This window comes from Actinocrinis sp. (genome assembly GCF_035938995.1).
Classification (GTDB): domain Bacteria; phylum Actinomycetota; class Actinomycetes; order Streptomycetales; family Catenulisporaceae; genus DASZGI01.
Genome location: NZ_DASZGI010000008.1, coordinates 1 through 23924 on the forward strand (window position 1 = coordinate 1; position 23924 = coordinate 23924).

Annotated in this window: 22 protein-coding genes; 10 read left to right on the plus strand and 12 right to left on the minus strand. The window is 68.6% G+C overall.

Features of this window, described 5'->3' with window-relative positions:
- Positions 1 to 96: 96 nt before the first annotated feature.
- Entirely contained in the window at positions 97 to 1035 is a 939-nt protein-coding gene (locus VGZ32_RS00385; RefSeq protein ID WP_326883704.1) for a metallophosphoesterase, read from the minus strand.
- Between the two features lie 64 nt (positions 1036 to 1099).
- Between VGZ32_RS00385 and VGZ32_RS00390 the strand changes: the two genes are divergently transcribed.
- On the plus strand, positions 1100 to 1552 hold the full coding sequence (locus VGZ32_RS00390) for a GatB/YqeY domain-containing protein (RefSeq protein ID WP_326883705.1): 453 nt from the start codon (positions 1100 to 1102) through the stop codon (positions 1550 to 1552).
- 173 nt (positions 1553 to 1725) lie between these two features.
- Here VGZ32_RS00390 and VGZ32_RS00395 read toward each other — a convergent pair whose 3' ends face one another.
- A complete protein-coding gene (locus tag VGZ32_RS00395) occupies positions 1726 to 3933 on the minus strand; it encodes a transglycosylase domain-containing protein (protein ID WP_326883706.1) in 2208 nt (735 codons plus the stop codon).
- A 693-nt stretch (positions 3934 to 4626) separates the two neighbouring features.
- Here VGZ32_RS00395 and VGZ32_RS00400 point away from each other — a divergent pair.
- Positions 4627 to 4980, plus strand: a complete 354-nt coding sequence (locus VGZ32_RS00400; protein ID WP_414642432.1) for a WhiB family transcriptional regulator — start codon at positions 4627 to 4629, stop codon at positions 4978 to 4980.
- A 196-nt stretch (positions 4981 to 5176) separates the two neighbouring features.
- Here VGZ32_RS00400 and VGZ32_RS00405 read toward each other — a convergent pair whose 3' ends face one another.
- Together VGZ32_RS00405 and VGZ32_RS00410 are read right to left on the minus strand one after the other, a co-directional pair.
- Positions 5177 to 6418: an ArsA family ATPase gene (locus tag VGZ32_RS00405; protein ID WP_326883707.1), complete on the minus strand. Its 1242-nt coding sequence runs from the start codon at positions 6416 to 6418 to the stop codon at positions 5177 to 5179.
- The gene (locus VGZ32_RS00410) at positions 6415 to 7464 is read right to left on the minus strand and encodes an ArsA-related P-loop ATPase (protein ID WP_326883708.1); all 1050 of its coding nucleotides are present in this window, start codon (positions 7462 to 7464) and stop codon (positions 6415 to 6417) included. Before VGZ32_RS00410 ends, VGZ32_RS00405 begins: the two co-directional genes overlap by 4 nt.
- A 61-nt stretch (positions 7465 to 7525) precedes the next feature.
- On the opposite strand from VGZ32_RS00410, the gene VGZ32_RS00415 reads away from it, so the two are divergent.
- From VGZ32_RS00415 to VGZ32_RS00425, 3 genes are read left to right on the plus strand one after another with little or no spacing between them, the layout of a single operon-like run.
- On the plus strand, positions 7526 to 7681 hold the full coding sequence (locus VGZ32_RS00415; RefSeq protein WP_326883709.1) for a DUF4177 domain-containing protein: 156 nt from the start codon (positions 7526 to 7528) through the stop codon (positions 7679 to 7681).
- Complete coding sequence (locus tag VGZ32_RS00420) at positions 7678 to 8190, plus strand: RidA family protein (RefSeq protein ID WP_326883710.1); 513 nt, start codon at positions 7678 to 7680, stop codon at positions 8188 to 8190. Before VGZ32_RS00415 ends, VGZ32_RS00420 begins: the two co-directional genes overlap by 4 nt.
- A gap of 4 nt (positions 8191 to 8194) precedes the next feature.
- The gene (locus VGZ32_RS00425) at positions 8195 to 9046 is read left to right on the plus strand and encodes an MBL fold metallo-hydrolase (RefSeq protein WP_326883711.1); all 852 of its coding nucleotides are present in this window, start codon (positions 8195 to 8197) and stop codon (positions 9044 to 9046) included.
- A gap of 5 nt (positions 9047 to 9051) precedes the next feature.
- On the opposite strand, the gene VGZ32_RS00430 is transcribed toward VGZ32_RS00425, so the two are convergent.
- On the minus strand, positions 9052 to 9735 hold the full coding sequence (locus VGZ32_RS00430) for a Crp/Fnr family transcriptional regulator (RefSeq protein ID WP_326883712.1): 684 nt from the start codon (positions 9733 to 9735) through the stop codon (positions 9052 to 9054).
- A gap of 216 nt (positions 9736 to 9951) precedes the next feature.
- Here VGZ32_RS00430 and nth point away from each other — a divergent pair, with 216 nt between their 5' ends.
- The 4 genes from nth (at position 9952) to VGZ32_RS00450 (ending at position 13902) form a co-directional block, all read left to right on the plus strand.
- Positions 9952 to 10728 carry an endonuclease III gene (gene nth, locus VGZ32_RS00435; protein WP_326883713.1) on the plus strand — a complete coding sequence of 259 codons (777 nt, stop codon included), beginning with the start codon at positions 9952 to 9954 and terminating at the stop codon, positions 10726 to 10728.
- Between the two features lie 101 nt (positions 10729 to 10829).
- The gene (locus VGZ32_RS00440; protein WP_326883714.1) at positions 10830 to 11726 is read left to right on the plus strand and encodes a CoA pyrophosphatase; all 897 of its coding nucleotides are present in this window, start codon (positions 10830 to 10832) and stop codon (positions 11724 to 11726) included.
- A gap of 10 nt (positions 11727 to 11736) precedes the next feature.
- Complete coding sequence (locus VGZ32_RS00445; protein ID WP_326883715.1) at positions 11737 to 12921, plus strand: MarP family serine protease; 1185 nt, start codon at positions 11737 to 11739, stop codon at positions 12919 to 12921.
- Between the two features lie 279 nt (positions 12922 to 13200).
- Positions 13201 to 13902 (plus strand): metal-dependent hydrolase, encoded by a 702-nt coding sequence (locus VGZ32_RS00450; RefSeq protein ID WP_326883716.1) that lies wholly within the window; start codon positions 13201 to 13203, stop codon positions 13900 to 13902.
- A gap of 52 nt (positions 13903 to 13954) precedes the next feature.
- Here the strand turns inward: VGZ32_RS00450 and VGZ32_RS00455 are convergent, their stop codons facing one another.
- Together VGZ32_RS00455 and VGZ32_RS00460 are read right to left on the minus strand one after the other, a co-directional pair.
- Positions 13955 to 14872, minus strand: coding sequence for an alpha/beta hydrolase (locus VGZ32_RS00455; RefSeq protein ID WP_326883717.1), 918 nt, complete (start codon positions 14870 to 14872; stop codon positions 13955 to 13957).
- A 105-nt stretch (positions 14873 to 14977) separates the two neighbouring features.
- A complete protein-coding gene (locus VGZ32_RS00460) occupies positions 14978 to 15331 on the minus strand; it encodes a phage holin family protein (protein ID WP_326883718.1) in 354 nt (117 codons plus the stop codon).
- Positions 15332 to 15733: 402 nt separating this feature from the next.
- Between VGZ32_RS00460 and VGZ32_RS00465 the strand changes: the two genes are divergently transcribed.
- Positions 15734 to 16969, plus strand: coding sequence for a GNAT family N-acetyltransferase (locus VGZ32_RS00465; RefSeq protein WP_326883719.1), 1236 nt, complete (start codon positions 15734 to 15736; stop codon positions 16967 to 16969).
- A 27-nt stretch (positions 16970 to 16996) separates the two neighbouring features.
- On the opposite strand, the gene VGZ32_RS00470 is transcribed toward VGZ32_RS00465, so the two are convergent.
- The 5 genes from VGZ32_RS00470 to VGZ32_RS00490 all read right to left on the minus strand — a co-directional run bounded on the left by VGZ32_RS00470 (position 16997) and on the right by VGZ32_RS00490 (position 23843).
- Positions 16997 to 18346 carry a DUF2079 domain-containing protein gene (locus VGZ32_RS00470; protein WP_326883720.1) on the minus strand — a complete coding sequence of 450 codons (1350 nt, stop codon included), beginning with the start codon at positions 18344 to 18346 and terminating at the stop codon, positions 16997 to 16999.
- Between the two features lie 327 nt (positions 18347 to 18673).
- Positions 18674 to 20632, minus strand: coding sequence for an acetate--CoA ligase (acs, locus tag VGZ32_RS00475; protein ID WP_326883721.1), 1959 nt, complete (start codon positions 20630 to 20632; stop codon positions 18674 to 18676).
- A gap of 262 nt (positions 20633 to 20894) precedes the next feature.
- On the minus strand, positions 20895 to 21491 hold the full coding sequence (locus VGZ32_RS00480; RefSeq protein WP_326883722.1) for an acetate uptake transporter: 597 nt from the start codon (positions 21489 to 21491) through the stop codon (positions 20895 to 20897).
- Positions 21492 to 21813: 322 nt separating this feature from the next.
- Positions 21814 to 22572 carry a LytTR family DNA-binding domain-containing protein gene (locus tag VGZ32_RS00485; RefSeq protein ID WP_326883723.1) on the minus strand — a complete coding sequence of 253 codons (759 nt, stop codon included), beginning with the start codon at positions 22570 to 22572 and terminating at the stop codon, positions 21814 to 21816.
- A complete protein-coding gene (locus VGZ32_RS00490) occupies positions 22569 to 23843 on the minus strand; it encodes a histidine kinase (RefSeq protein WP_326883724.1) in 1275 nt (424 codons plus the stop codon). Before VGZ32_RS00490 ends, VGZ32_RS00485 begins: the two co-directional genes overlap by 4 nt.
- Positions 23844 to 23924: the final 81 nt, after the last annotated feature.

Genomic DNA, 23924 nt, shown 5'->3' on the forward strand with positions numbered 1-23924 from the left:
GGTGTTCTTCTTGGCCGGGCACCGTAGTGCGCCGTCAGTCTAGCCGAGGCGGGGCGGTTCCCGGAAATCGTTTCGGGTGGTGCGTGGCGGCGCAGCTCAGCGCTGTTTTTGGTCTTTGGGGACGAGGGTGAGCAGGGATGCCTCGGGCGGGCAGGCGAAGCGCACGGGGGCGTAGCGGGAGGCGCCGCAGCCCGCCGAGACGTGGAGGTAGGCGGTTTCGCCTCCCGCTTCGTGGGTGTGCAGGCCCTTTGCTCGTGCGCGGTCCAGGTCGCAGTTGGTCACCAGGGCGCCGTAGAGAGGCAGGCAGAGCTGGCCGCCGTGGGTGTGGCCGGCCAGGATCAGGGAGAGTCGGTCGGCGGTCATTCCGTCGAGTACGCGGAGGTAGGGGGCGTGGGCTACGCCGATCGTCAGCTCGGCTTCCTCGTCCGGTCCTCCGGCCACCTCGTCGTAGCGGTCGCGGCGCACGTGGGGGTCGTCCACTCCGACGAACGCGACTTTGCGCCTGCCGTTGCCGCTGCCGTTGGCGAGGTTCAGCGTGCCGCGGGCGTTGGTGAGGTCGAGCCAGCCTTCCTTCGCGAAGTCTGCCTGAAGTGCGGGCCAGTCGTTTTCGGCCCGCTTGCGGCGCGGCGCGTGCGAGCGGTCACCCCTGCGCAGGTACTTCGTCGGGTTGAGGCGGGAGGCTTGGTAGTAGTCGTTCGAGCCGAAGACGAACACGCCGGGGTAGCGCAGCAGCGGTTCGAGCGCGTCCAGCACCTCTGGGACGGCGTCGTGGTGGGAGAGATTGTCCCCGGTGTTCACGACGAAGTCCGGGTCCAACTCGGCGAGTGAACGGAGCCACTCCTGCTTGCGGCGCTGGCCGGGGACCATGTGGATGTCCGAGACCTGCAGAACGCGCAGCGAGGCCGCGCCCTCGGGCAGCACGGGAACGGTGAAGCGGCGCAGGCGGTAGAGGTTGACCTCGACGCCCGCCGCGTAGGCCAGTCCGACCGCGCCGACGGCCAGGGTGCCCAACGGGACGGCGATAGAACGGCGCATTAGCTGATTGTATCGGCGAGGATATGTTCGGCGGCGCCTGCTCGTTCATGACAGGCTTGGGAACATGACGACGCTCAAAGATCTGCTGCGCACGGACCTGACGGCCGCCATGAAGAGCCGCGACGAACTGCGGTCGGCCACGCTCCGCATGGCGCTGACCGCGATCACCAACGAGGAGGTCGCCGGTTCGGTCGCCCGTGCGCTGTCCGACGCGGAGATCGTCACTGTCCTGACGCGCGAGGTGAAGAAGCGGCGCGAGGCTGCCGAGGCGTTCGCGGGGGCAGGTCGCGCGGAACAGGCCGAGCGGGAGCGGGCGGAGGGTGAGGTGCTGACGGGCTACCTTCCCCAGCAGCTGACGGACGAGGAGCTGAGCGCGCTCGTTGCTGAAGCAGTCACGGAGACCGGGGCGGCTGGGCCCAAGGCGATGGGCCAGGTCATGAAGGTGCTCACGCCGAGGATCGCGGGGCGGGCAGAGGGCGGGAGGGTGGCGGCGGCGGTGCGATCAGCGTTGAGCTAGTGAAGCGTGCGGCTTACCCGTTGAGGGTGAGGCGGGGCGGGGTGGCGATGAGCAGCGCGGTGAGGTGAAGGGGAAGAGGCTGTGTCGGGGGTAAGGCATCCGACACGGCCTCTGGCGTTGGGGCTATAGGGATAGCGGGGGCACGTAGGTAGGTCAGGCGGTAGTGGGGCGGGTCAGTGGTTGCCGCCGTTTCCGTTGCCGCCGTTATTACCGCCGAGGCCGCCGAACAGGTTGCCTATCAGACCCGGGCCCCCAGGTCCGTTGCCGTTTCCACCGCCATTGCCGCCACCGTTGTTGTTCGAATTGCTGAAGCCGGTCGGGGCGGTGAAGCCCTGCACCGACGTCCCGGCGAGCGCGCCGTTCATCGCATCGCTGAAGATCGGGGCCGAGATGCTGGCTCCGAAGATCTGGCCGGAGTAGTAGGTGGGGCCGATCTTCATGTCGGACAGCCGGCTCTTGCCGTTCCAGTCGATGAATCCGGTCCACACCGCGGTGGCCAGCGACGGGGTGTAGCCGTCGAACCAGGTCGCGATGCCCTTGTCGGTCGTGCCCGTCTTACCCGCGACCGGCTGACCGTTGTCGATGTTCACCGCGCCATAGGCGGTCGCGCCCGGGTCGGTGACGACGTGGGTCAGCATGTCGGTCATCTCGTTAGCGATGTTCGGGTCGAGGACCTGGTGGCAGTTCGCCGTCTGGCCGCCGTAGTTCTTCCCGGACACGTCCACGACCGACATGATCGCGATCGGCGTGCAGTAAGTCCCCTGCGCCGCCAGCGTCGCGTATGCGCTCGCCATCGCGACCGGCGTGATCGGGTTCGTGCCGAGCGTGAACGACAGGATCTGCTGCAGTGGCTTGCCGGTGTCGTTGTCGTTGTCCTGCGTCACGCCCATCGACTGCGCGATCTGGGCCGGCTTGCACAGGCCCGTCGTCTCTTCCATCTTGATGAAGAAGGTGTTGATCGAATCCGCATAGGCCGTGTACATGTTGGTGTTCGGGTGGTCCGTGACGTCGTCGTTCGACGGGGCGTACTTGCCACTCGCGGGGGCGTCCGGCGGCCACGTGATGTGGGTCGAATTGTTCTGGCAGACGGGGACTTCAGTACCGGCGTCGTCCAGGGTCGCCGGCGCGTCGATGGTCTGGTAGGGGCTGATCCCCTGCTCCAGCGCGGCCAGCCCCACGAAGATCTTGAACGACGAGCCGGCCTGGAAGCCGTTGGTCCCGTTGTGCTGGCTGTCCCCGGCGAAGTCGATATAGGTCTGCCCGGGCCCGCTGCCCATGGGATTCGCCTGCGCGATCGCCTTGATCTTCCCGGTGCCGGGCTCGACCATGGCCAGCGCCGTGGACACGTCGCTCTTGACCTTGTCGCTCGCATAGACCCGCTTCGAGATCGCGGCGTCGGCGGCGTGTTCGTCCTTGGGGTCGAACGTGGTCTGGATGGTCAGGCCGCCCTGGTTCCACATCGCCTGCCGGTCGGCGAGCGTCTTGCCATACGCCGGATCGTTAAGGAAGCTCTCGTACGCGTAGTTGCATTCGAACGCCGCCGACCCGGACGCGGACACGCAGCCGCTCTTCAGGTTCGTGGGGTTCAGCCCGATCGGCGCCTTCTCGAACTGCTCCGCCTGAGCGGGAGTGATGTAGTTCAGCGCCGGGTTCGCCATGTCCTGGAGCACGACGTTGCGCCGCGCGATCGTGTCCGTCGGGTGCTGGAACGGGTCGAACTGGGTCGGGCTGTTGACGATCGCGGCGAGCATCGCGGACTGCGGCGGGGTCAGCTTGTCCGCGGTGGTCGAGAAGTAAAGCTCGGCCGCCGCCTCGACGCCATATGCGCCGTTACCGAAGTAGACGAGGTTGAGATAGCGCTCCAGGATTTGGTCCTTGCTGAGCTGCTTCTCGACCGCGATGGCGTACTTCAGTTCGGTTACCTTGCGCGAGAAGGTGTCCGCGATCGCCGCCTGCTGCTTGGTCTTATCGGTGCCGGCTTCCAGGAGAAGCACGTTCTTCACGTATTGCTGCGTGATTGACGAACCGCCCTGCGTGGCGCCGCCCTGCGAGTTGTGGAAAAGCGCGCGCACGGTGCCTTTGATGTCGATCCCGCCGTGCTGGTAGAAGCGCTGGTCTTCGACGGCGACGAGTGCGTGCGGCATGCTCGGGTTTATCGAGGACATCGGCACGACGACGCGGTTGCCGAAGTCGCCCCAGGTGTAGGCGATCACCGAACCGTCGTCGGCGAGGACCTTCGTGCGCTGAGGCAGTGCCGGTGCGGCGAAGTCGACGGGCAGGTCCTCGAAATGGTCGGACGCGGCCTTGGCGGTCAGCCCGACCGTGCCCATGAAGGGCAGGGTCAGGCCCGCGATGAGCACTCCCGCCAGGGAACTGACCATTACGAATGAGCCGAGATGCGATACCAATCGTCCCGCGCCGCTCGCTCCCCGGTAACCTGTACGTGCCGTCACCATGCGGAACAGAGTACGGTCCGCCCGCCACCCGCGGGCATGACCAGGGGGTTGCCGGGCGATTCTGTGGCCCAGTTGCTACACGGCGGGTAGTCCGGACGGGCCATACCAGATTGACCAGTTCGGGGCCTGTCGGCGTTCCTTAAGATTCCGTAATGTCGAGCTAGCTGACGTGATCTCTACGCACACGGTGATTCCACAGGCGTCCGGTGCGGCGGGGAGCGGCAGTGGATCGGCACCCGGCTCCTGAGCCGGGCGACGAATCCGGGTGAACGCTTCACGCTGTGCCGACGTGCAACACGGCGTGGAGGCCGTAAAGGTACGGCGGCGCGGTGCTGCGACGGACCAGCGACAGCGGATCCTTTCGACATCACGCCGCATGCGAGATGGTGCAACGCGAAACAGTGCGATTCGTCGCAGTGTGGATTCAACTCAGCACAGCGCGATGCAGAACAGTGCGAGCAGTGTGCGACAAGTGCGGATGTCGTGCCGGTCGCTCTGGTCGGTGCACGCGGCGCCCGCCGCGACGGTCCCTCGACCGCCGTCGGGGGCACTGCGTCGCCGCATCGGGAGGGCCGGCCGCCGTTGGGGGAGCCTCGAGTTCGAGAGGGCGGCACCGGAATGAAGGCAGGGTCGGAGAACGCAGTGCCCATGAAGATGACGGTCAGGAACTGGGTCGAGGACTGGACGATCGCCGCTGCGTGCCGCGGCATGAACCCGGACGAGCTGTTTGTCCAGGGCGCGGCGCAGAACAGGGCGAAGTCCGTGTGTGCGGCCTGCCCGGTTCGCACCGAGTGTCTGGCGGACGCGCTGGACAACCGGGTCGAGTTCGGCGTGTGGGGCGGCATGACGGAGAGGGAGCGGCGCGCGCTGTTGCGGCGTCGGCCCGACGTCCGGTCGTGGCGCAAGGTATTGGAGGGAAAGCGCGAGGCTTACCTGCGGCAGCGGCCGTCGGTGGTCTCGGCGAGCAACTAACGTTCGCACCGCTGTCGGGCTGCCTGGCTGGGCACCAGGTGAGCCGCTTTTCGCACTCGGTTGAGGGCGGGGAGTCGACGGTCGGATAGAGGGAGCTGCGGTCCGGTGGGGGTGCCGCGGCTCCTTAGGTGCGCGCTGTCGTTGCCGCTGCATGTGTTGCTGTTGCAGGTATTGCTCCTGCATGTATTCAGCGCGCTCAGAGCGATTGCTCGATGATGGTGCGCAGGCCCTCGAGGTCGTGGATGTCTTCGGCCTGCGCGGGCAGCTCGAGCACCGGGATTCCGGGATGGTTCGCCAGGAAACGGCCGCTCAAGCGGCCCTCCCGGCGAGCGAGCGCAACGCGTTCGGCGTGCAGACGCAGCAGGGCGGCAGCGAGTTCTCGTGCTTGCGATTCATCCGACTGCGCACCAGCCGCGACCGCGGGAACCACAGGCGAGTGCGCGGATTCGGCCGCTCCCGTCACCTTACGCGTAGACCTCTTGGCTTTGCCGTTCGTCAGCTGCTCAGCCGCGGCGAGCGCACGCTCCCCGGTGATATCCGCCAAAGGGACGTGCACACGGTTAAGGACGAGCCCGGCGAGTGGCATTCGGTCGGTAGCCAGCCGTTCGGTGAAGTACGAGGCCTCACGCAGTGCGTCCGGCTCAGGAGCAGCCACCACGACGAACGCGGTGCCCTCGGTCTGCAGCAACTGGTACGTGCGCTCGGCCCGTTCGCGGAATCCGCCGAACATCGTGTCCAGCGCCGCCACGAAGGACTGCACCTCGCCGAGCAGGTTCGAGCCGAGGATCTTGTTCAGCGCGCCGGTCACCAGGCCGAATCCGCCGGTGATCAGCTTGAACGCGCCCATCCCGCCCATCTTGGCCGGGGCCGAGAGGATCTTGATCAGCCGCCCGTCCAGGAAGGAGCCGAGGCGGTCCGGGGCGTCCAGGAAGTCCAACGCGGACCGGCTCGGCGGGGTGTCGACCACGATCAGGTCCCAGTCAGCCTGGGCCCGCAGCTGGCCGAGCTTCTCCATCGCCATGTACTCCTGCGTGCCGGCGAAGCTCGCGGACAGCGACTGGTAGAAGGGATTGGCGAGGATCTGCCCGGCCCGCTCGGGGTCGGCGTGTTCCAGCACGATCTCGTCGAATGTCCGCTTCATGTCGAGCATCATCGCGTGCAGCCGCCCGCCGCCCGACCGGTCGATCCCGTCGACCTTGCGGGGGGTGTTGTCCAGCTCGGTCAGCCCGAGCGCCTGCGCCAGCCGTCGCGCCGGGTCGATCGTCAGCACCACGACGTCCCGCCCGCGCTCGGCGGCGCGCAGCGCGAACGCCGCCGCGGTGGTCGTCTTGCCCACGCCGCCGGAGCCGCAGCACACCACGATCCGGGTCTCCGGTGCGTCCAGCAGGCGGTCCAGGTCGAACCGGCGCGCGTCGTCGAGCAGCGTGGCCGCGGTCATGCGGCCCCCTGGCGGCGCAGCTCGGCGGCGAGGGTGTCCAGGCCGACCCGGTCGATGCCGTCGGCGAGCTGCGGAAGCTCGTACATCGGCGCACCGCTCTCGGCGAGCAGGTCGCGCTGGCCCGACTCGAGCAGCACCCGCCGGGCGTGCTCCGAGCCGAGCTGCGCCAGCGCCGCGACCACGTCGGGGTCCGCGAGGCCCACCGGCCGCAGCCCGTCCGCCAGCTCGGCCAGATCCAGCCCGCCCGGTTCCGCGGCCTTCTTCAACCGGTCCTCCGGCAGCACCACGGGCCGCGCTTGGTTCACGATCACCCCTCCGGCCGGCAGTCCCGCGTCGCGCAGCTCGGCGATGCTGTCCAGCGTCTCCTGCACCGGCATCTCCTCCAGCAGGGTGACGAAGTGCACGGCGGTCTGCGCGCTGGTCAGCACCCGCATGACCGCGTCGGCCTGGTTGCGGATGGGGCCCACCCGGGCCAGCCCGGACACCTCGGAGTTCACCGCGAGGAACCGGGTGATCCGCCCGGTCGGCGGCGCGTCCATGACGACCGCGTCGTAGTGGAACACCCGGTCGTGGTCGGCTCCGCGACCCGCGTCCGGCGCGGCCCGCCGCCGTACCGCCTCGCAGGTCTTTCCGGTCAGCAGCACGTCGCGGATCCCGGGCGCGACGGTCGTGGCGAAGTCGATCGCGCCGAACCGGCGCAGCGCCCGCGCGGCCGGGCCGAGCTTGTAGAACATGTCCAGGTACTCGAGCAGGGCCTGCTCGGCGTCGATGGCCAGCGCCCAGACCTCGCCGCCGTCCGGGGTGACCGCGACCCGGCGCTCCTCGTAGGGCGCCGGCGGAGTGTCGAAGAGCTGCGCCACTCCCTGGCGCCCTTCGACTTCCACCAGCAGGACCCGCCGCTCGCCGTGCCGCGCGCCGCCGGCCGCGAGGGCCAGCGCGAGGGCACCGGCGACGGTGGTCTTACCCGTCCCGCCTTTGCCGGTCACCACATGCAGGCGTACGGCGGACCAGTCCGACCTCGTTCGCGTCCGGTCCGCATTCGTCACGGCAAGAGCCTAATCCCCTCACCGCGCGCGTAGTGTTCCGCGCACCGGTTAGGCTCGGCCCATGACGAAGTGGGAGTACGTGACGGTGCCGCTGCTCGTGCACGCGACCAAGCAGATTCTGGACAACTGGGGCCAGGACGGGTGGGAGCTGGTTCAGGTGGTGCCGGGACCGAACTCGGAGCAGTTGGTCGCGTATATGAAGCGCGAGAAGCAATGAGCGCGGTGACGCCGGAGGAGCGGCTTGCCGAGCTGGGCCTTAAGGTGCCCGCAGTTCCCAAGCCGGTCGCCGCTTATGTACCGGCGATGCGTTCTGGCTCGCTCGTCTTCACCTCCGGCCAGCTGCCTATGGTCGACGGTGCGCTCCTGAAGACCGGCAAGGTCGGCATCGAGGTCTCGGCGGACGAGGCGAAGCAGCTGGCCGAACGCTGCGCGCTGAACGCGCTCGCCGCTGTTAAGGCAGAGGTCGGGGAGCTCTCCCGGGTGCGCCGGATCGTCAAGGTGGTCGGCTTCGTCGCCTCAGCACCGGACTTCACCGCACAGGCCGGCGTGATCAACGGCGCCAGCGAGCTGCTCGGCAAGGTCTTCGGCGACGCGGGGCAGCACGCCCGGTCGGCGGTCGGTGTCGCGGTCCTCCCGCTCGACTCCCCGGTCGAGGTCGAGCTCACTGTTGAAGTGGACACGGTTGAAGTCGACACAGCTGAAGCAGACACGGACGGGGCTGACTGACCAGATGTCGGACCGGGGGACGCGTGCGACCGACGCCCCGTACGGTGGCGTGGCCGCGAAGGCGGTGGTCTCGGGGCCGGTGACGCTGCGTGCGTCGCTGGTCCTCGCGCCTAACGCGTCGCCGATGACCCTGGACGGCACGAACACGTGGGTGCTGGCTGAGCCCGGTGCGCGACAGGCCGTAGTCGTCGATCCCGGCCCACTGGACGAAGGTCACCTGGCGGCGATCGTCGCGCGGGCCGACGAGCTCGGCGCGCGGGTCGCCGCGATCCTGCTGACGCACGGCCACGAGGACCACGCAGAGTCAGCCCGTCGCTTCGCCGAGCTGGTCGGCGCTCCGGTGCGAGCGCTTGACCCGGCCCTTCGGCTCGGCTCGGAAGGGCTGTCCGACGGCGACGTGGTCGACGTCGATGGGCTGGAGATCCGGGTGATCGGCACGCCGGGCCACTCCGGCGACTCCCTGTCGTTCCTGGTCACCAACGACCGCGCGGTGCTCACCGGTGACACAGTCCTCGGACGCGGCACGACCGTCGTCATGCATCCCGAGGGCAAGCTGCGCGACTACCTCGACTCGCTCGGCCGTCTGCGCCACATGGTCGACGACGCCACGATCGAGCGGGTGCTGCCCGGGCACGGACCGGTGCGCGACGATCCCGCGGCCGTCCTCGACTTCTACCTGGCCCACCGAGCGGCCCGGCTGGCACAGGTGGAGGATGCGGTCGCCGCAGGGGACCGGACCGCTGCGCAGATCGTGCGGCGCGTCTACGCCGACGTCGACCGGGCGCTCTGGCCTGCTGCGGAGCTGTCCGTGCAGGCGCAACTCGACTATCTCGACGAGGCCAAGCCCGCCGGCTGAGCGCCTTACCGCGCCCGGCGCGCCAGCCGCGTGGTGTCCAGCAGGACGACCGCGCGCGCCTCCAGCTTGATCCAGCCGCGCTGGGCGAAGTCGGCGAGCGCCTTGTTCACCGTCTCGCGGGAGGCGCCGACCAGCTGCGCCAGCTCCTCCTGGGTCAGGTCGTGCGCGACCTTGATCCCCTCCTGGTCCTCGCCGGCCGGCTGACCGAACCGGGTGGACAGGTCGAGCAGCGCCTTCGCCACCCGGCCGGGGACGTCGGAGAAGACCAGGTCGGCCATGTTCTCGTTGGTGCGGCGCAGCCGGCGCGCCATGGCCCGCAGCAGCGAGCGGGCCACCTCGGGCCGGGCGCTCAGCCACGGCTGCAGCTCGGTGTGGCCGAGCGCGAGCAGGCGGGTGGCGGTGAGCGCGGTCGCAGTGGACGTGCGCGGGCCGGGGTCGAACAGGGACAGCTCGCCGAACATCTCGCCGGGACCGATGACCGCCGTCAGGTTCTCCCGGCCGTCGCCGGAGGAGCGGCCGAGCTTGATCTTGCCCTCGAGCACGACGTAGAGCTGGTCGCCCGGGTCGCCCTCGTGGAACAGCGCGTCCCCGCGTCCCAGTGCTATCTCGGTCATCGACTTGAGCAGCGAGTTCGACGCTTCTTCATCGAGTGCGGCGAACAGCGGGCTGCGGCGCAGCACGTCGTCCACGGTCGATCCTCCATCGGCCTCGCGGCCGTTTCGTTCGCGCCGCGGGTCGCCGGTCGACGGATTTCGACTCGACGCCCAGACGCAATCTGTTATGGCCCTGCATCCAACAGTGTGACCTACCGCACCCGATTTCACATACTCGGGATCCCGGACGCCGTCGTCTCGCTTACGCCGCCTACGTCCCCCGCACGCCGCGGGACCATCTACTCTTGCCCAATGAGCTTGGCCGGTGAGACGACTGAACCCGCACCCGTGACCCACGAGACCCCGCTCGCCCTCACCCGGCGGGCACGGCGGATCAACCGGGCGCTCGCCGAGATTTATCCCGATGCTCACTGTGAGCTGGACTTCGCCAACCCGTTGGAGCTGGCCGTCGCGACGATCCTGTCCGCGCAGTGCACTGACGTACGGGTGAACCAGACCACCCCTGAGCTGTTCGCCACGTACAAGACCGCCGCCGACTACGCCTCCGCCGACCGGGCCGAGCTCGAGGCGATCATCCGGCCGACCGGCTTCTACCGGAACAAGGCGGCGTCGATCATCGGGCTCGGCCAGGCGCTGTGCGACAAGTACGGCGGCGAGCTGCCCCGGCGGCTCGAGGACCTGGTCAAGCTGCCGGGGATAGGCCGGAAGACCGCGAACGTGATCCTCGGCAACGCGTTCGACGTGCCGGGGATCACCGTGGACACGCACTTCGGACGGCTGGCTCGGCGGTTCGGCTGGACCAGGGAGACCGACCCGGTGAAGGTCGAGCACCTTGTCGGCGCGCTGTTCCCGCGGCAGGAGTGGACGATGCTCTCGCACCGGATGATCTTCCATGGGCGCCGGGTCTGCCATGCGCGACGACCGGCGTGTGGCGCGTGCCCTATCGCGGATTTATGCCCCTCCTACGGCATTGGGGAAATGGATCCGGTTAAGGCGGAGGCGCTGCTCAGGCCTGCGTCCGCACGCGAGGCGGCGAACTTGGCCGCGGCCCGGAAGGCGGCACGGTGAACGAAACGCTGGGGTCGGGCGTTGTGCCCGGTGTGAAGGGTACGACGGGGCCCCGCCGAGGCCCGCTCAGACGAGCGTCCGATGTCGCGGGTGCCGGGGCTTTGTCGTCCGGCCGTGGCGGCGGCGGCGAACGGGGTGCCGGTGAGCGCCGCGTCAGCGAGCACCCGGCTGACGAGCAGCTGATCGACGAGCCGGGGTTTAAAGACGACGGCGACGGCGCTCCTGGCGGCGCCGCTGACAGCGAGCTGGTCACGGTCCCGCCAGATCTGCCGGACTGGCTGCATCCGCTCGCCGACGCGGTCCGGGCCATCGATCCGGCATCGCGATGGGCCGGCTTCCGGCAGCGTACAAGGACCCTGCCGGGTGCTCCGCGCCAGTCCGCCGTCCTCATCCTCTTCGCCGGAACGGCGACCGGTGCCTCGGCGGCCGACGTCGACATCCTCATCACTGAACGCGCCTCGACGCTCCGCTCGCACGCGGGACAGCCCGCGTTCCCCGGCGGCCACATCGATCCCCAGGACGCCGGACCGGTGCAGGCCGCCTTGCGGGAGGCGCACGAAGAGGCCGGGGTGGACCCGGATTCGGTGGCCGTGTTCGGCGCTCTGCCGGAGCTTTATCTGCAACCAAGCGATTTCATGGTCGCGTCCGTCCTGGGGTGGTGGCGCACCCCCGCGCCGCTGCGGGTAGGCAGTCCGCTGGAGGTGGCCTCGGTGCACCGAGTCGCAGTTGCCGAACTCGCCGCGCCGGAGAACCGGTTGCGGGTGCGGCATCCGTCCGGGTACGTCGGACCGGCCTTCGCCGCCGACGGGCTGCTGATCTGGGGGTTCACCGCCGGGCTGTTGGACGGGGTGCTGCGACTCGGGGGCTGGGAGCAGGACTGGGACCACGATCGGGTCCGCGACCTGCCCGACGACGTCATCGCGCTCTCCTACCGGTCGAGCTCGCTCCGCCCCGCCGATCAGCGTCCTTACGCTGACGGCGCCGAGACGGACGAGTGAGGGACCGCGCGTGGACCTGCTTGACCTGATTCTCGTCGTCGTCGCCATCGGTTTCGCCGTCTCGGGCTATCGCCAGGGCTTCGTGGTCGGCGTGCTGTCGTTCGTCGGCTTCGTCGGCGGGCTGCTGCTCGGCCTGTGGCTGGTGCCGGTCGTCATGCAGCGGTTCACCACGTCGCTCGTGGTGTCGACGATCTCGCTGTGCGCGGTGCTGGTGCTGGCCGTGCTCGGGCAGGTGCTCGCCACCAACTTGGGAGGTCGGCTGCGGCGCGAGCTGGTGTGGCGGCCGGTCCAGGCGGTGGACCAGGCCGCGGGCGCCGGGGTGTCCGTGATCTCGGTCCTGCTGGTCGCCTGGTTCCTGGGGCTGGCGCTGGTGAACTCGTCGATGCCGGTGGTTTCGCAGCAGGTGCGCAACTCCGCGCTGCTGAGTGGGATGAAGCAGGTACTTCCGGCGGACGCGCAGACCTGGTTCCGGTCGTTCGCGAATGTGCTCGACCGCAGCGGCTTCCCGCAGGTGTTCGCCCCGTTCACGCGCGAGCAGATCGCGAACGTGCCCGCGCCCGATCCCGCGGTGCTGAACAGCCGGGCGGTGGTGGACGCGCGCAACTCGATCGTCAAGATCGTGGGCAACGCGCCGAGCTGCGGAAAGCAGATCGAGGGCTCAGGCTTCGTGTTCGCTTCGCAGCACATCATGACGAACGCGCACGTGGTCGGTGGCGTCACTCATCCGACGGTGCAGATCGGCGGAGTCGGTCGGCTTTACCGCGCGACGGTCGTCGTCTTCGACCCGACGAGCGACGTCGCGGTGCTTTACGTCCCGGGTCTGCCGTCCTCGCCGCTCACCTTCGACGACAGCGGTGCCAGCGGTGACAGCGCGGTAGTGGCCGGATTCCCGGAGGACGGACCGTTCACCCCAGTGGCCGCGCGCATCCGGCAGGAGATCAACGCGCAAGGACAGGACATCTATCAGCAGACCACTGCGGTGCGCGACATCTTCTCGCTCTACGCGCAGGTCCTCCAGGGTAATTCCGGCGGTCCGCTGCTTACTGCGAAGGGACAGGTGTATGGGGTCGTGTTCGCGAAGTCGTTGGAAGATGCGTCGACCGGCTACGCCCTGACCGCGCGTCAGGTTGCGCACGATGCACAGCCAGGTGCGACTGCGACGTCACCTGTGGACACTCAGGGCTGCGCGATCTAGGGTCTCGTCGCTCGTCGCTCGTCGCTCGTCGCGCTTTATCGCCGACCCCTCATTCCCTTTCCCTTTGGTCCCACACCCATCGCGGAGTCCCTTACGCGCTCGCCCAATCCGCCACTCCACCGGCGGATTGCCCCACCTCACCTGCCGAGTCCGACCGCTCGGGCAAAGTCCCTTCGGAGACACCCGGTCCCCACTCCCGCGACCGTACGATCATCTGTCTGACGGTGTTGCTACTGTCTGACCGTCAGATCCGCGCCAGCAAAACCGTGGGGGCTTTTCGTGCTCGGACATTCGCACTCGACGAGCGGCGCGCTGGCTTGGGCCGCGGCCGCCGCCTGGGTTCCGGTCTCGGTGTGGCCGTCGCATCTCGCGCTCAAGGACGTCGTGCTCGGCACGTTCGTCACCGCGGGCGCCGCGCTCCTCCCCGACCTCGACCACCCCGACGGCACGATCGCGCACTTCCTCGGCCCGGTCTCGCACGCCTTCTGCCGCTTCGTCGAGTGGATCTCCGGTGGCCACCGGCACGCGACGCACTCCTTCTTCTTCGTCGCGCTCACCACCGCCGGCACCTGGGCCGGCGCGCACTATCTGAAACGGCCTTTCACCCTCGCCCTGGTCTACATCCTGCTCTCCCTCGCCATCAGGGCCCTGCATCTCTGCCCACCCGGCAAGGGGATTCAGTCCTGGGGCGTGGTGATGCTGCTCGCCGTCGCCGGCACGGGGGCGATGGCCATCTGGATCGGCACAGACCCGTTCTGGCTGCCGATAGCGGTCGGCCTCGGCACGCTCACCCACCTCGCCGGCGATTGCGTGACGAAGGAAGGCTGCCCGCTGTTCTGGCCGATCAAGGCCCGCCTCGGCATCCCCGTGATCAGACATACCGGTGAGAAGCTGGAGACCGCCGTGCTGACGCCGCTCATGGCCGTCGGTGCCGTCGTCGCGCTCTACTACGCCTCGATCCCGCTAAGGCACGTGAAATAGCTAGCCGTAGCCAGCAGCCCACTTGTAAAGCAGCCTCGCGCTCAGCCCTGCGTCAGCGATCTGGTTCGTCGTCGCGCAGCCAGCCCAGCACCTCGCTTGTGAACAGTTCCGGGGCCTCTTCCTGGGGAAAATGGCCCACGCCTTCGAGCAGCCGCCAACGGTACGGCGCGTTCACGTATCGACCCGATCCGCGTGCCGTCGAGGTGAGAACAGCCCGGTCGAGCGCCCCATGCAGATGGAGCGTGGGCACCTCCGTCGCGATCCGCATCCGCTGCTGGTACTGCATTCCGTCCGGGCGCATGAGCGAACGTACCCACCAGCGGTAGTACTCGAGCGAGCAGTGCGCGACGCCTGGAATCGCGATCGCCTGCGCGTAGCGCAGGGCTACGTCGGTCGGCGGCCAGTTCGGTCCGCTCCACGCGCGCAGCATCCGTTCCACGACCGCGCCACCGTCGCGTACCAGCGATCTCTCCGCCGTCACCGGACGTTGCGCCGCGAACACGTGCTTGCTAGCCGCGATCTGCGCCGGATCGGTGAGCAGCGCCGTGCGCTGGCGCCTCGGATGCCCAGCGCTCACCACCACGAGCCGTCGCACCGCCTTCGGCCGCATCGTCGCCGCCGTCCAGCCGAGGGTCGCCCCCCAGTCGTGGCCGACCACCGCCGCGTTCGCCTCGCCGAGCGCGCGGATCACGCCGGTCACATCCTGCGTCAGGTTCACCGGGTCGTAGCCGCGCGGGGTCTTGTCACTGCCGCCGTACCCGCGCAGGTCCATCGCCACCGCGCGGTATCCGGCCTTCGCGAACGCCGGAAGCTGCTCCCGCCAGGTCCACCAGAACTGCGGGAAGCCGTGCAGGAAGAGCACCAGCGGTCCCTCGCCGAGCTCGACGGCATGGAACCGCGCGCCGTTCGCGGAGACCTCGCGGTGGGTCCAGGGGCCGTCCACGTATACCGGGGACAGGTCAGAGGCCATGGCCGCCAGCATGGCACATCCGGCTACCTCGACGGTGTCCATGCGGGGCGAGTTCGGTTATCGCGCTGTGAGGTGTCGCTCGCAGGCGTCACCCATGGCATGCCGTTAACGTGCCGCGCTCTTGAGTGCGGCGATGGACTCGCCGGTCGTGCGCTTCGTCGCCTCCGCCATCCGCAGCTTTTTCAGGCGCATCACGCCTATCCCGGCGGCTGCCATCGCGATGAGGAGGTACGCGCCGCCGACGATCAGCCAAGACCATGACAAGCCAAGTCCAGCGGCATGGATGCCGTAGGCGGCGGCGAACGAGAGCAGGATGACCGCGAAAAGTCCGAACAGTCCGGCGACGCCGAACAGACCGCCGCTGATGGCCGTTTGCTTCAGGTCGTATCTGACCTCCGCCTTCGCCAGCGCGATCTCCTCACGCACCAGGGCGGAAAGGTCCCTGGTCGCGTCGGTCACCAGCCTGCTCAGCTTCGGCTCCACACCACTCATCGCGCCGTCCGCCGCTGCGCCGTCCGCCGTTCCGCGGTGGGGCTTCGTGTCCGCGTTCGCTGCCATGGGAAACCTCCTGACGGCCGCCCCGAGCTCAGAGCGCCGTTATGCGGTCGGGCCGAACGCTTCGGAAGGTACCCGCCGCTCGGCGGACTATGCGGTGATTAGGCTGATCGCGCCGCGGCGCCGCCCAGTCTGGCGTTGTCGATCACCGTGACGTCGAGCGTTCCGCGTCGAACATCCGTACCGTATGGCGATTAATTAATTTATCGCCATGTCGACAAGTCGCTTTATCGATCCCTAGCGCCCGGCTGTCGAGACGCAGTAAAGCAGTGGCGCCTGACGGTGGTGCAATGTTACGCATAAGCCATGTCGTCAGAGCTACCTGTTCCGCGCCCGCTCGTCGAGTCCGAACTCGCACAGGTCTTCCAGCTCGACGTGACCGCGTTCGCATCCGAGCCCTACAGCCCTGAGCTGGTCGCTCTGTACCGCGAAACCTTCGAACTCGACCGGATGATCGGCGTCTTCGACGATACCGACCTGGTCGGCGCCGCGGGGATCTACACCCTGGAGATGTCGGTGCCGGGCGGCCGGGTTCCCCTGGCCGGAGTCACCTGGGTGTCCGTCCTGCCGACCCACCGACGGCGCGGCATCCTCACCTCGCTGATGCGTCACCAGCTGGACGGTCTGCACGAGTCCGGCGGCGAGGCGATCGCCGGACTCACCGCGTCGGAGCCGCCGATCTACGGCCGGTTCGGCTACGGCCTGGCGACGACCGGAGTCAGTCTGACGGTGCCGCGGCACAAGGCAGGCCTGCGGCTGCCGCCGGGCACGGAGCAGGTTCGGGTCAGATTCGCCTCGACCGAGGGAGCGCTCGACCTGCGCCAGGCGATCTACAACCGTCAGATCGACAGCCGCCCGGGGATGATCAAGCGATCCACGGCCTGGAATCGGTTCAACAGCGCTGAGCCGCCTGAATGGACCTCCGGCACTTCGGGCCTGCGCACGGTCGTGGCCGAGCGCGGCGGTGATCCGGTGGGCTACGCCCTCTACCGGACGAGGGAAGATCCTGCCACGCGGGACAGGACCGTGGTCGTCCAGGAGCTGATCGGAGACGACGCCGCGGCGCACGCCGCCCTCCTGCGCTATCTCTACGACATCGACCTCACCGAGGTGATCACCTTCTACCGGCCGCAGCCGGCCGACTCACCGCTGATGCACCTGATGACGAACGTCCGGGCCGCCGAGCCGCACCTGCACGACAGCCTCTACCTGCGTCTCGTGGACGTCGACCGCAGTCTGTCCTCCCGGACCTATGCGGCTCCGATCGACACTGTCATCGAGGTCGTCGACGACTTCTGTCCGTGGAACGCGGGGCGTTGGCGTCTCGTCGGCGACGAAAAGGGCGCCAGCTGCGCGCGCACCACCGCCGCGGCCGACCTGAGGATCGCGGCGCGTGAGCTTGGCACGGCCTTCCTCGGTGGCGTGACGCTCCGCGCCCTGGCCGCCGCGGGCCTCGTCGAGGAACGGCGCGGCGGGGCGGTCGCCGAGGCGTCACGCGCCTTCGCCTCCGACATCGCCCCGTGGATCTCGCTCGGCTTCTGACCCGCACCATCGCGCCCGCCTCGCTGCTCACGGCCGGCGAAGCAGCACGATCGGCGGGTCGCGTCGCACGGTGACCCAGCCTTCGCCGGTGAGCCTTGCGATCTCGGCGTCGGCGGTCTCGCTGGTCACTCCGCACCCCGGGTCCGCCGTGTCCACGAACGCCCAGTCGCCGACCGCATACGCCGACCCGAAGATCGTCACGCCGTCGCGCGCGCTCAGCGGGATGGCGAGCCAGTTCGTGGCCTGAACCGCGACATCCGGCGGCACGTCGCCGCCGACTTGTCGGACGGCGACAAGCCAGGCCGGCTTCGAGTGGTACGAGCCCTTGAAGAACCAGTCATAGAGCGGCAGGCTTCTGGCTCCGCGAAGGGAAGCGAAGAAGGCGACACCACAGAGCAAAGCGGCAACGCACGCGTCTAGCCGAAGCCCACGCGTTCGCGGCAATCGCTTACCAACCAGAAACTGCCATAGCGACATCGCGATGCGCGACCATCGCCCATAGGCATCTACGGCGCCCAGGTAGATGATCGGCATAAGCGGCAGGTCGTAGTAGAGCAGCCAACTCCACTCGGTGTCGCGCGAACTGAGCATCCTGATGACTATCGTCGGCAGCCCGACCAGTGCTACCGGTGAGCCCAGCGCGACGATGCCGACTGGGATCAGCAGGTGGTGCCAGTCGAGCAGCTTGATCGGATTGTCGAACAGGGTGTTGAACACGGTGCCGGGATGCGCGAAGAGATAGGCGACCTGGCTGCCTGCGTCGCTCGATCCGCCCAGCGCCGCCGCATAGTCGCTGCTGTACGTGAAACCGTTCGGGTTCATCGCCGGGATGATCACGGCGACCGAGATGACGAGGGCGCTCAGGCCGAGAGCAACGAGCGCTGCTGCGTGCCGCCATTTGCCGTGGACGAGTGCGTACACGCCGAAGGCCGCGACGGTCAGCCCCATGTCTTCCTTCACCAGCACCGTCGCCGAGATCACCCACGCCGCGAAGGTCCATCGGCCGGCGAACGACCTCTCGAGTGCCCAGGCGACGAGCGGCGCGGCGAACATCACCTCGTGCACCGGAAACGCGAGCGCGCCCTGAATCCCGAACGATAGTAGGTATGTGGCGCTGAGGAGCGACGCCGCCAACGTGCCGTAGCGACGCTGCACCGCCAGGTACACAGGGACCGCGGAAAGGCAGACCAGGAGTACCTGAGCGAGCATCAGCGTCAGCGGCGAGTCGTAGATCCACAGCAGTGGTGCCAGCAGCGCGAGCATCGGCGAGAAGTGATCGCCAAGCTGCGCGTAGCCCTTGATGGCGACGTAAGGCCAGCCGTGAAACGCCCACCCCTGGACGGCCTGGTAGAAGATGCCGAGGTCACAGGCGCCCACCTGAAGCTGCCGCCACAGGTTCCAGGTAAACGCGCCGTATGCGCCAAGTGCTACCGCTACTAACCACGTGCAGGGCGAGCGCAGGATCGGTCTAAGCAACTGAACCTGCGCTCGCCCCGGCTGCCGCCGGCTCGGCGCCCTCCAGCCCTCGGTCGTACAGATTGCGCCGTCGCGGCATGCGCACGATCATCGCCGAATGGGACGTATGACGTAAAGAACTACAAACGGCGTGTCAGGGGCGGCTGCTTAGCGCGACTCGGCGCCAAAAGCACTGACGGCGCATCACCGAGTGACGCGCCGTCAGCTGAGCCGTTGTTAGCCCGCGCGCTACTCCTCGGCGGCGTGCGGGAGCTTGGTCTTGATCAGGTCCATGACGGAGGCGTCGGTGAGCGTCGTGGTGTCGCCCAGCGCGCGCTCCTCCGCCACGTCCTTGAGCAGCCGCCGCATGATCTTGCCGGAGCGCGTCTTGGGCAGCTCGGCCACGAACTGGATCTGCTTGGGCTTGGCGATCGGCCCGATCTCCTTGGTCACGTGCGACTTGAGCTCGCCGTCCAGCTCGGGCGCCTCGGTCGTCCCGCCGCGCAGGATGACGAACGCGACGATCCGCTGGCCGGTCGTCTCGTCCTTCGCCCCGACCACGGCGGCCTCGGCCACCGCCGGGTGCGAGACCAGCGCGGACTCGACCTCGGTGGTGGAGATGTTGTGCCCGGACACCAGCATGATGTCGTCCACCCGGCCGAGCAGCCACAGGTAGCCGTCGAGGTCCTTCTTCGCACCGTCGCCGGCGAAGTAGTAGCCCTGCTCGGCGAACCGCGCCCAGTAGGTGTCCTTGTAGCGCTGTGGATCGCCCCAGATGCCGCGCAACATCGACGGCCACGGCTGGTCGAGCACGAGGAAGCCGCCGCCGCCGTTGGGCACGATCGTGCCGTCCTTCTCCACCACGTTTGCGGAGATGCCGGGCAGCGGCCGGGTCGCGGAGCCCGGCTTCGTGGTGGTCACGCCGGGCAGCGGGGAGATCATGATGCCGCCGGTCTCGGTCTGCCACCAGGTGTCCACGATCGGGCAGCGGTCGCCGCCGATGTGCTCCCGGTACCACATCCACGCCTCGGGGTTAATCGGCTCGCCGACCGAGCCCAGTAGCCGCAGGGAGGACAGGTCGAACTTCGCCGGGATCGCGTCGCCCCACTTCATGAACATGCGGATGGCGGTCGGCGCCGTGTACAGGATGCTGACCTTGTACTTCTGGATGTTCTCCCAGAACCGGCCCTGGTGCGGCGTATCGGGGGTGCCCTCGTACATCACCTGCGTCGCGCGGTTCGACATCGGGCCGTAGACGATGTACGAGTGCCCGGTCACCCAGCCGACGTCGGCCGTGCACCAGTAGACGTCGGTGTCCGGCTTAAGATCGAACACCGCGTGGTGGGTGAAGGAGACCTGTGTCAGGTAGCCGCCGGTGGTGTGCACGATGCCCTTGGGCTTACCGGTCGTGCCCGAGGTGTACAGGATGAACAGCGGGTGCTCGGAGTCGAACGCCTCAGCGGTGTGTTCGTCGGACTGGCGGTCCACCAGATCGTGCCACCACACGTCGCGCTCGGCGTTCCACGGCACCTCGTGCCCGGTGCGCCGCACGACCAAGACCTTCTGGATCGAACCGGCGCCGTCGACCGCGGCGTCCGCGTTCGGCTTGAGGCTCGCGACGGCGCCGCGCCGGTTGTAGCCGTCCACCGTGATCAGGATCTTCGCGTCGGCGTCGTCGATGCGCGAACGCAGCGCCTCGGAGGAGAAGGCCGCGAACACGACTGAGTGCGGCGCCCCGATCCGGGCGCAGGCCAGCATCGCGATGGCGGTCTCGGGGATCATCGGCATGTAGATCGCGACCCGGTCCCCGGCGGTCACGCCCAGCTCCAGCAGCGCGTTCGCCGCCTTGGACACTTCGCGCTTGAGGTCGGCGTAGGTGAGGGTGCGGGTGTCGCCGGGCTCGCCCTCGAAGTGGATGGCGACCTGGTCGCCGTGTCCGGCCTCTACGTGCCGGTCCACGCAGTTGTAAGCGACATTCAGCTTGCCGCCGACAAACCACTTCGCGAACGGCTTATCCGACCAGTCCAGCACCTCGGTCCACGGCTCCGCCCAGCTCAGGCGGCGGGCCTGGGTCTCCCAGAACGCGAGCCTGTCCGCCTCTGCGGCGGCATAGGCGTCAGCCGTGACATTCGCGGCCGCTGCCAACTCCGCCGGCGGCGGGAACCGCCTCTCCTCGCTCAACAGGTTCGACAGCGTTTCGTTGGACACGCCCACTCCTCGGTGATCGCCGATGACGATGTGGTCCTGACTTCCCTGACTTTCAGCTCCAAAGCACACCAGCAGGCGAGCTGTTACGCAAGAGTTTCGGTCAAAAAGGTCTAGACCACATGGGCGAACCGGGTGACGCCGGAAGGCCGGTCGACGCGGGGCGGGTGCGCCTCGCGCCGACCGGCCTGCCACTGCCGTCCGGCTCGGGTGCCTCCGCCGAGCGGAAGCACCCGGCGGAGGTGTGGATCGGGACAGGCAAGGATCAGCGCGGCAGCGTAGGCAGCACGTCGCGCTTGTGGGTGGCGTTGATGACCCCGGCGGCGGAGGTGTAGAAGGCGACCGCCGCGGTGACGATGCCGAGCCAGCCACCGACCTTTGTCAGCGTGTCGGGAGCCGGCGTGCCGTTCTGGAGCGCGCCGATCCCGAGGAACAGGAAGGTGAGGGTCAGGAAGGCGAACACGCCGAGCACCGCCCCGGAGGTCCGCAGCGCCGCCACCGTCATGTACGCGGTGAAGAGGCACCAGGCGAGATCGAACAGGCCGAGCGCCTGGTGAATGTCGCCGGCGGCGAGGTGGTTGATGATGTACCAGTACGTGAGCCAGAACGCGCCGAAGGAGCTGAACGCGGTGGCGCCGAAGGTGTTGCCGCGCTTGAACTCCCACATCCCGGCGAGGAGCTGCGCGAGGCCGCCGTAGAACGCGGCCGCGCCGAGCACGAACACGCCCGCGCCCGCCTCGGTGATGATGTTGGCGTTGCCGAACGAGAGCAACAGGGTGGTCAGCGCGAACCCGGCGAGGCCGAGCGGTGCGGGATCGGCGACGGTCGCCGGGCTTGTAGTCGTGGGAGCTTCGTTGCTCACGACCGGATCCTTTCGACCGATGGGAGGCCCGAGGAGGGTCGCGTCGGGCGCGGCCGGCGGAGTGCTGCTCGGACCGGTGGACTGCTGGAATTTGTTTTCAATGGTCGTGCCGAAGAGGGAGGAATCGGGATCAAGGGTTCAGCGGACCAGGTAGCGGACACACCGACCCGATCGGGTCGTGCCCGTGTTTCCAAGACCTCACAGCGCCCGGACCAGCGCATTGCGCCGAGCGGCTGAACGCGCGCGCCGACCGGTCGTGCGGTCGGTAGTTCAGGTCACTGGGAGGGTGAAGGGCGGGTGTCGGTGCCTGATCCGGGCTGGCTCAGCCGCGTCGGTTGGCGTCCCTGAGGAGGCGGTCCCGCAGCTCTCTCGCGTGCCTACGGCTCACGGCCAGCGTCTTGTCGCCGATGCGCACGGTGGTGTGCCCCGCGTCCCAGCGCACCTCCTGCACGTGGCGCAGCGCCACCAGGTAGGAGCGGTGGATGCGGGAGAAACCGTGCGGCGACCAGCGCTCCTCAAGCGTGGCCAGCGAGATCCGCACGAGATGGGAGCCGGAAGCGGTGTGCAGGCGGGCGTAGTCGCCGTGGGCCTCGACGAAGCGGATCTGCGAGCGGTTCACGAACCTGGTCACACCGGCCAGCTCCACCGGGATGACCTCGTCCTCGTCCGGGGCGCCGCGGGTGCGGACGTGCAGCCGCTCGTCCACCCTCCGGATGGCCTCGGCGAGCCGGTCCTGACGTACCGGCTTGAGTACATAGTCGACGGCGTGCAGCTCGAAGGCGCCGACCGCGAAGTCCTCGTGCGCGGTCACGAAGACGACCTGTGGTGCGTTCGCGTGCCGGGCCAGCGTCTTGGCGATCTCTACACCAGTGGCGCCGGGCATGCGGATGTCCAGGAAGAGTGCGTCCACCTTCTGGTCGCCGCTGAGGATGCGGATCGCCTCGGCGCCTGAGGAGGCGGTCTGGATGCTGCCGATCCGTTCGTCCGCGCTGAGCAGGTAGGTCAGCTCTTCGAGGGCGGGGCGTTCGTCGTCTACGGCGAGGACCGCGAGTCCGGGGCGGCCCAGGTCGAGCCGGGTCATGCATTTACTCCCTGTGTGGCCGACTCCTGCGCCTTGCCGTTCGGAGCAGACCCGCCGTCGTTGCCGTTCACGCTCGAGCTTCCGTTCCCCGTCACGCCGATGCTCTTGCGGCGCGCGTCCCGCTTCGGGATCCGGACGGTGACCGTTGTGCCCTCATCCGGTGAGGAGCGCAGGTCGAGTCCGTTGTCCGGTCCGAAGGCGGCGCGCAGCCGTTCCTGGATGTTAGCGAGAGCGTGCGCGTCTGGGGTGCCTTCTCCGCTCAATGCTGCGCGCGCTGCCGCCGGGTCCATGCCCGCGCCGTCGTCGGAGATCGTGATCGTGTACTGGTCGCCGCTGTCCTCGGCGCAGACGGAGACCGTGCCGTGGCCTTCCTTACCGCGCAGTCCATGCCTTACCGCGTTCTCGACCAACGGCTGCAGGCAGAGGAAAGGCACCTCGGCGTCCAGAACCTCTGGGGCGACCTGGACGACGAGTTGCAGCTGGTCGCCGAAGCGGGCCTGCTCGAGTTGGAAATAGCAGTCGATGCAGCGCAGCTCTTCGGCGACGGTCGTCATCGATCCGCCGCGCCGGAAGGAGTACCGGGTGTAGTCGGCGAACTCGAGCAGCAGCTCGCGGGCGCGCGGCGGGTCGGTGCGTACGAAGGAGGCGATGGCGGTGAGCGAGTTGTAGATGAAGTGCGGGGAGATCTGCGCGCGGAGGGCGCGGATCTCGGCTTCCATCGCGCGGGTGCGGGACTGGTCGAGCTGGGCGAGTTCGAGCTGGGAGGAGACCCAGCGGGCGACCTCGCACACCGCGCGGGTCAGCGCCACCGACGCGGTGCCGTTGTACGCCGCGAAGGTGCCTACGGGCAGGCCGTCGACGATCAGCGGCGCGATCACCGCGTCGCGCACCGGGCAGTCCTCGCTGCCGCAGTCGATCCAGTCGAGCAGCTTCACGCGGCCGGTCGCGATGACGTTCTTGGCGTGGATCAGCGCGTCGTCACTATGTCGCTCTCCGCCGCCGTCCCAGGCCAGCAGCCGGTCGGCGTCGGTGATGACCACCGCTTCCGTGCCGAGGAGGCGGCGCAGATGCCGTGCCGCCTTGCGGGCCGATTCGGGGGAGAGGCCCTCGCGCAGCACCGGGGCGGCCAAGGACACGCTGTGCATCGCCTCGTATGCGGCCCGCTCGGTCGGCGTGCCGTAGACGTGGTGGCGCCGTGCCGCCCGAACCGCCGCGCCCACGGGGATGGCAAGCACACCCGCGACCGCGATCGTCGTCGCCGTGGAATCCACGCTCTTGACGGTACGTCACGCGAAGATCGCAGGGAAGTCGGTTCCCCGACGCGTCCGCGCCCGATACCTCACATTGGCCGA

Excerpts from the sequence above, each read along its gene's own strand:
- VGZ32_RS00415 (WP_326883709.1), top strand. The coding sequence starts at position 7,526 with ATGACGAAGTGGGAGTACGTGACGGTGCCGCTGCTCGTGCACGCGACC.
- VGZ32_RS00465 (WP_326883719.1), top strand. The coding sequence starts at position 15,734 with ATGTCGTCAGAGCTACCTGTTCCGCGCCCGCTCGTCGAGTCCGAACTC.
- VGZ32_RS00405 (WP_326883707.1), bottom strand. The coding sequence starts at position 6,418 with ATGACCGCGGCCACGCTGCTCGACGACGCGCGCCGGTTCGACCTGGAC.
- VGZ32_RS00425 (WP_326883711.1), top strand. The coding sequence starts at position 8,195 with ATGTCGGACCGGGGGACGCGTGCGACCGACGCCCCGTACGGTGGCGTG.
- VGZ32_RS00395 (WP_326883706.1), bottom strand. The coding sequence starts at position 3,933 with ATGGTCAGTTCCCTGGCGGGAGTGCTCATCGCGGGCCTGACCCTGCCC.
- VGZ32_RS00420 (WP_326883710.1), top strand. The coding sequence starts at position 7,678 with ATGAGCGCGGTGACGCCGGAGGAGCGGCTTGCCGAGCTGGGCCTTAAG.
- VGZ32_RS00400 (WP_414642432.1), top strand. The coding sequence starts at position 4,627 with ATGAAGGCAGGGTCGGAGAACGCAGTGCCCATGAAGATGACGGTCAGG.
- VGZ32_RS00390 (WP_326883705.1), top strand. The coding sequence starts at position 1,100 with ATGACGACGCTCAAAGATCTGCTGCGCACGGACCTGACGGCCGCCATG.
- nth (WP_326883713.1), top strand. The coding sequence starts at position 9,952 with ATGAGCTTGGCCGGTGAGACGACTGAACCCGCACCCGTGACCCACGAG.
- VGZ32_RS00385 (WP_326883704.1), bottom strand. The coding sequence starts at position 1,035 with ATGCGCCGTTCTATCGCCGTCCCGTTGGGCACCCTGGCCGTCGGCGCG.
- VGZ32_RS00455 (WP_326883717.1), bottom strand. The coding sequence starts at position 14,872 with ATGGCCTCTGACCTGTCCCCGGTATACGTGGACGGCCCCTGGACCCAC.
- VGZ32_RS00485 (WP_326883723.1), bottom strand. The coding sequence starts at position 22,572 with ATGACCCGGCTCGACCTGGGCCGCCCCGGACTCGCGGTCCTCGCCGTA.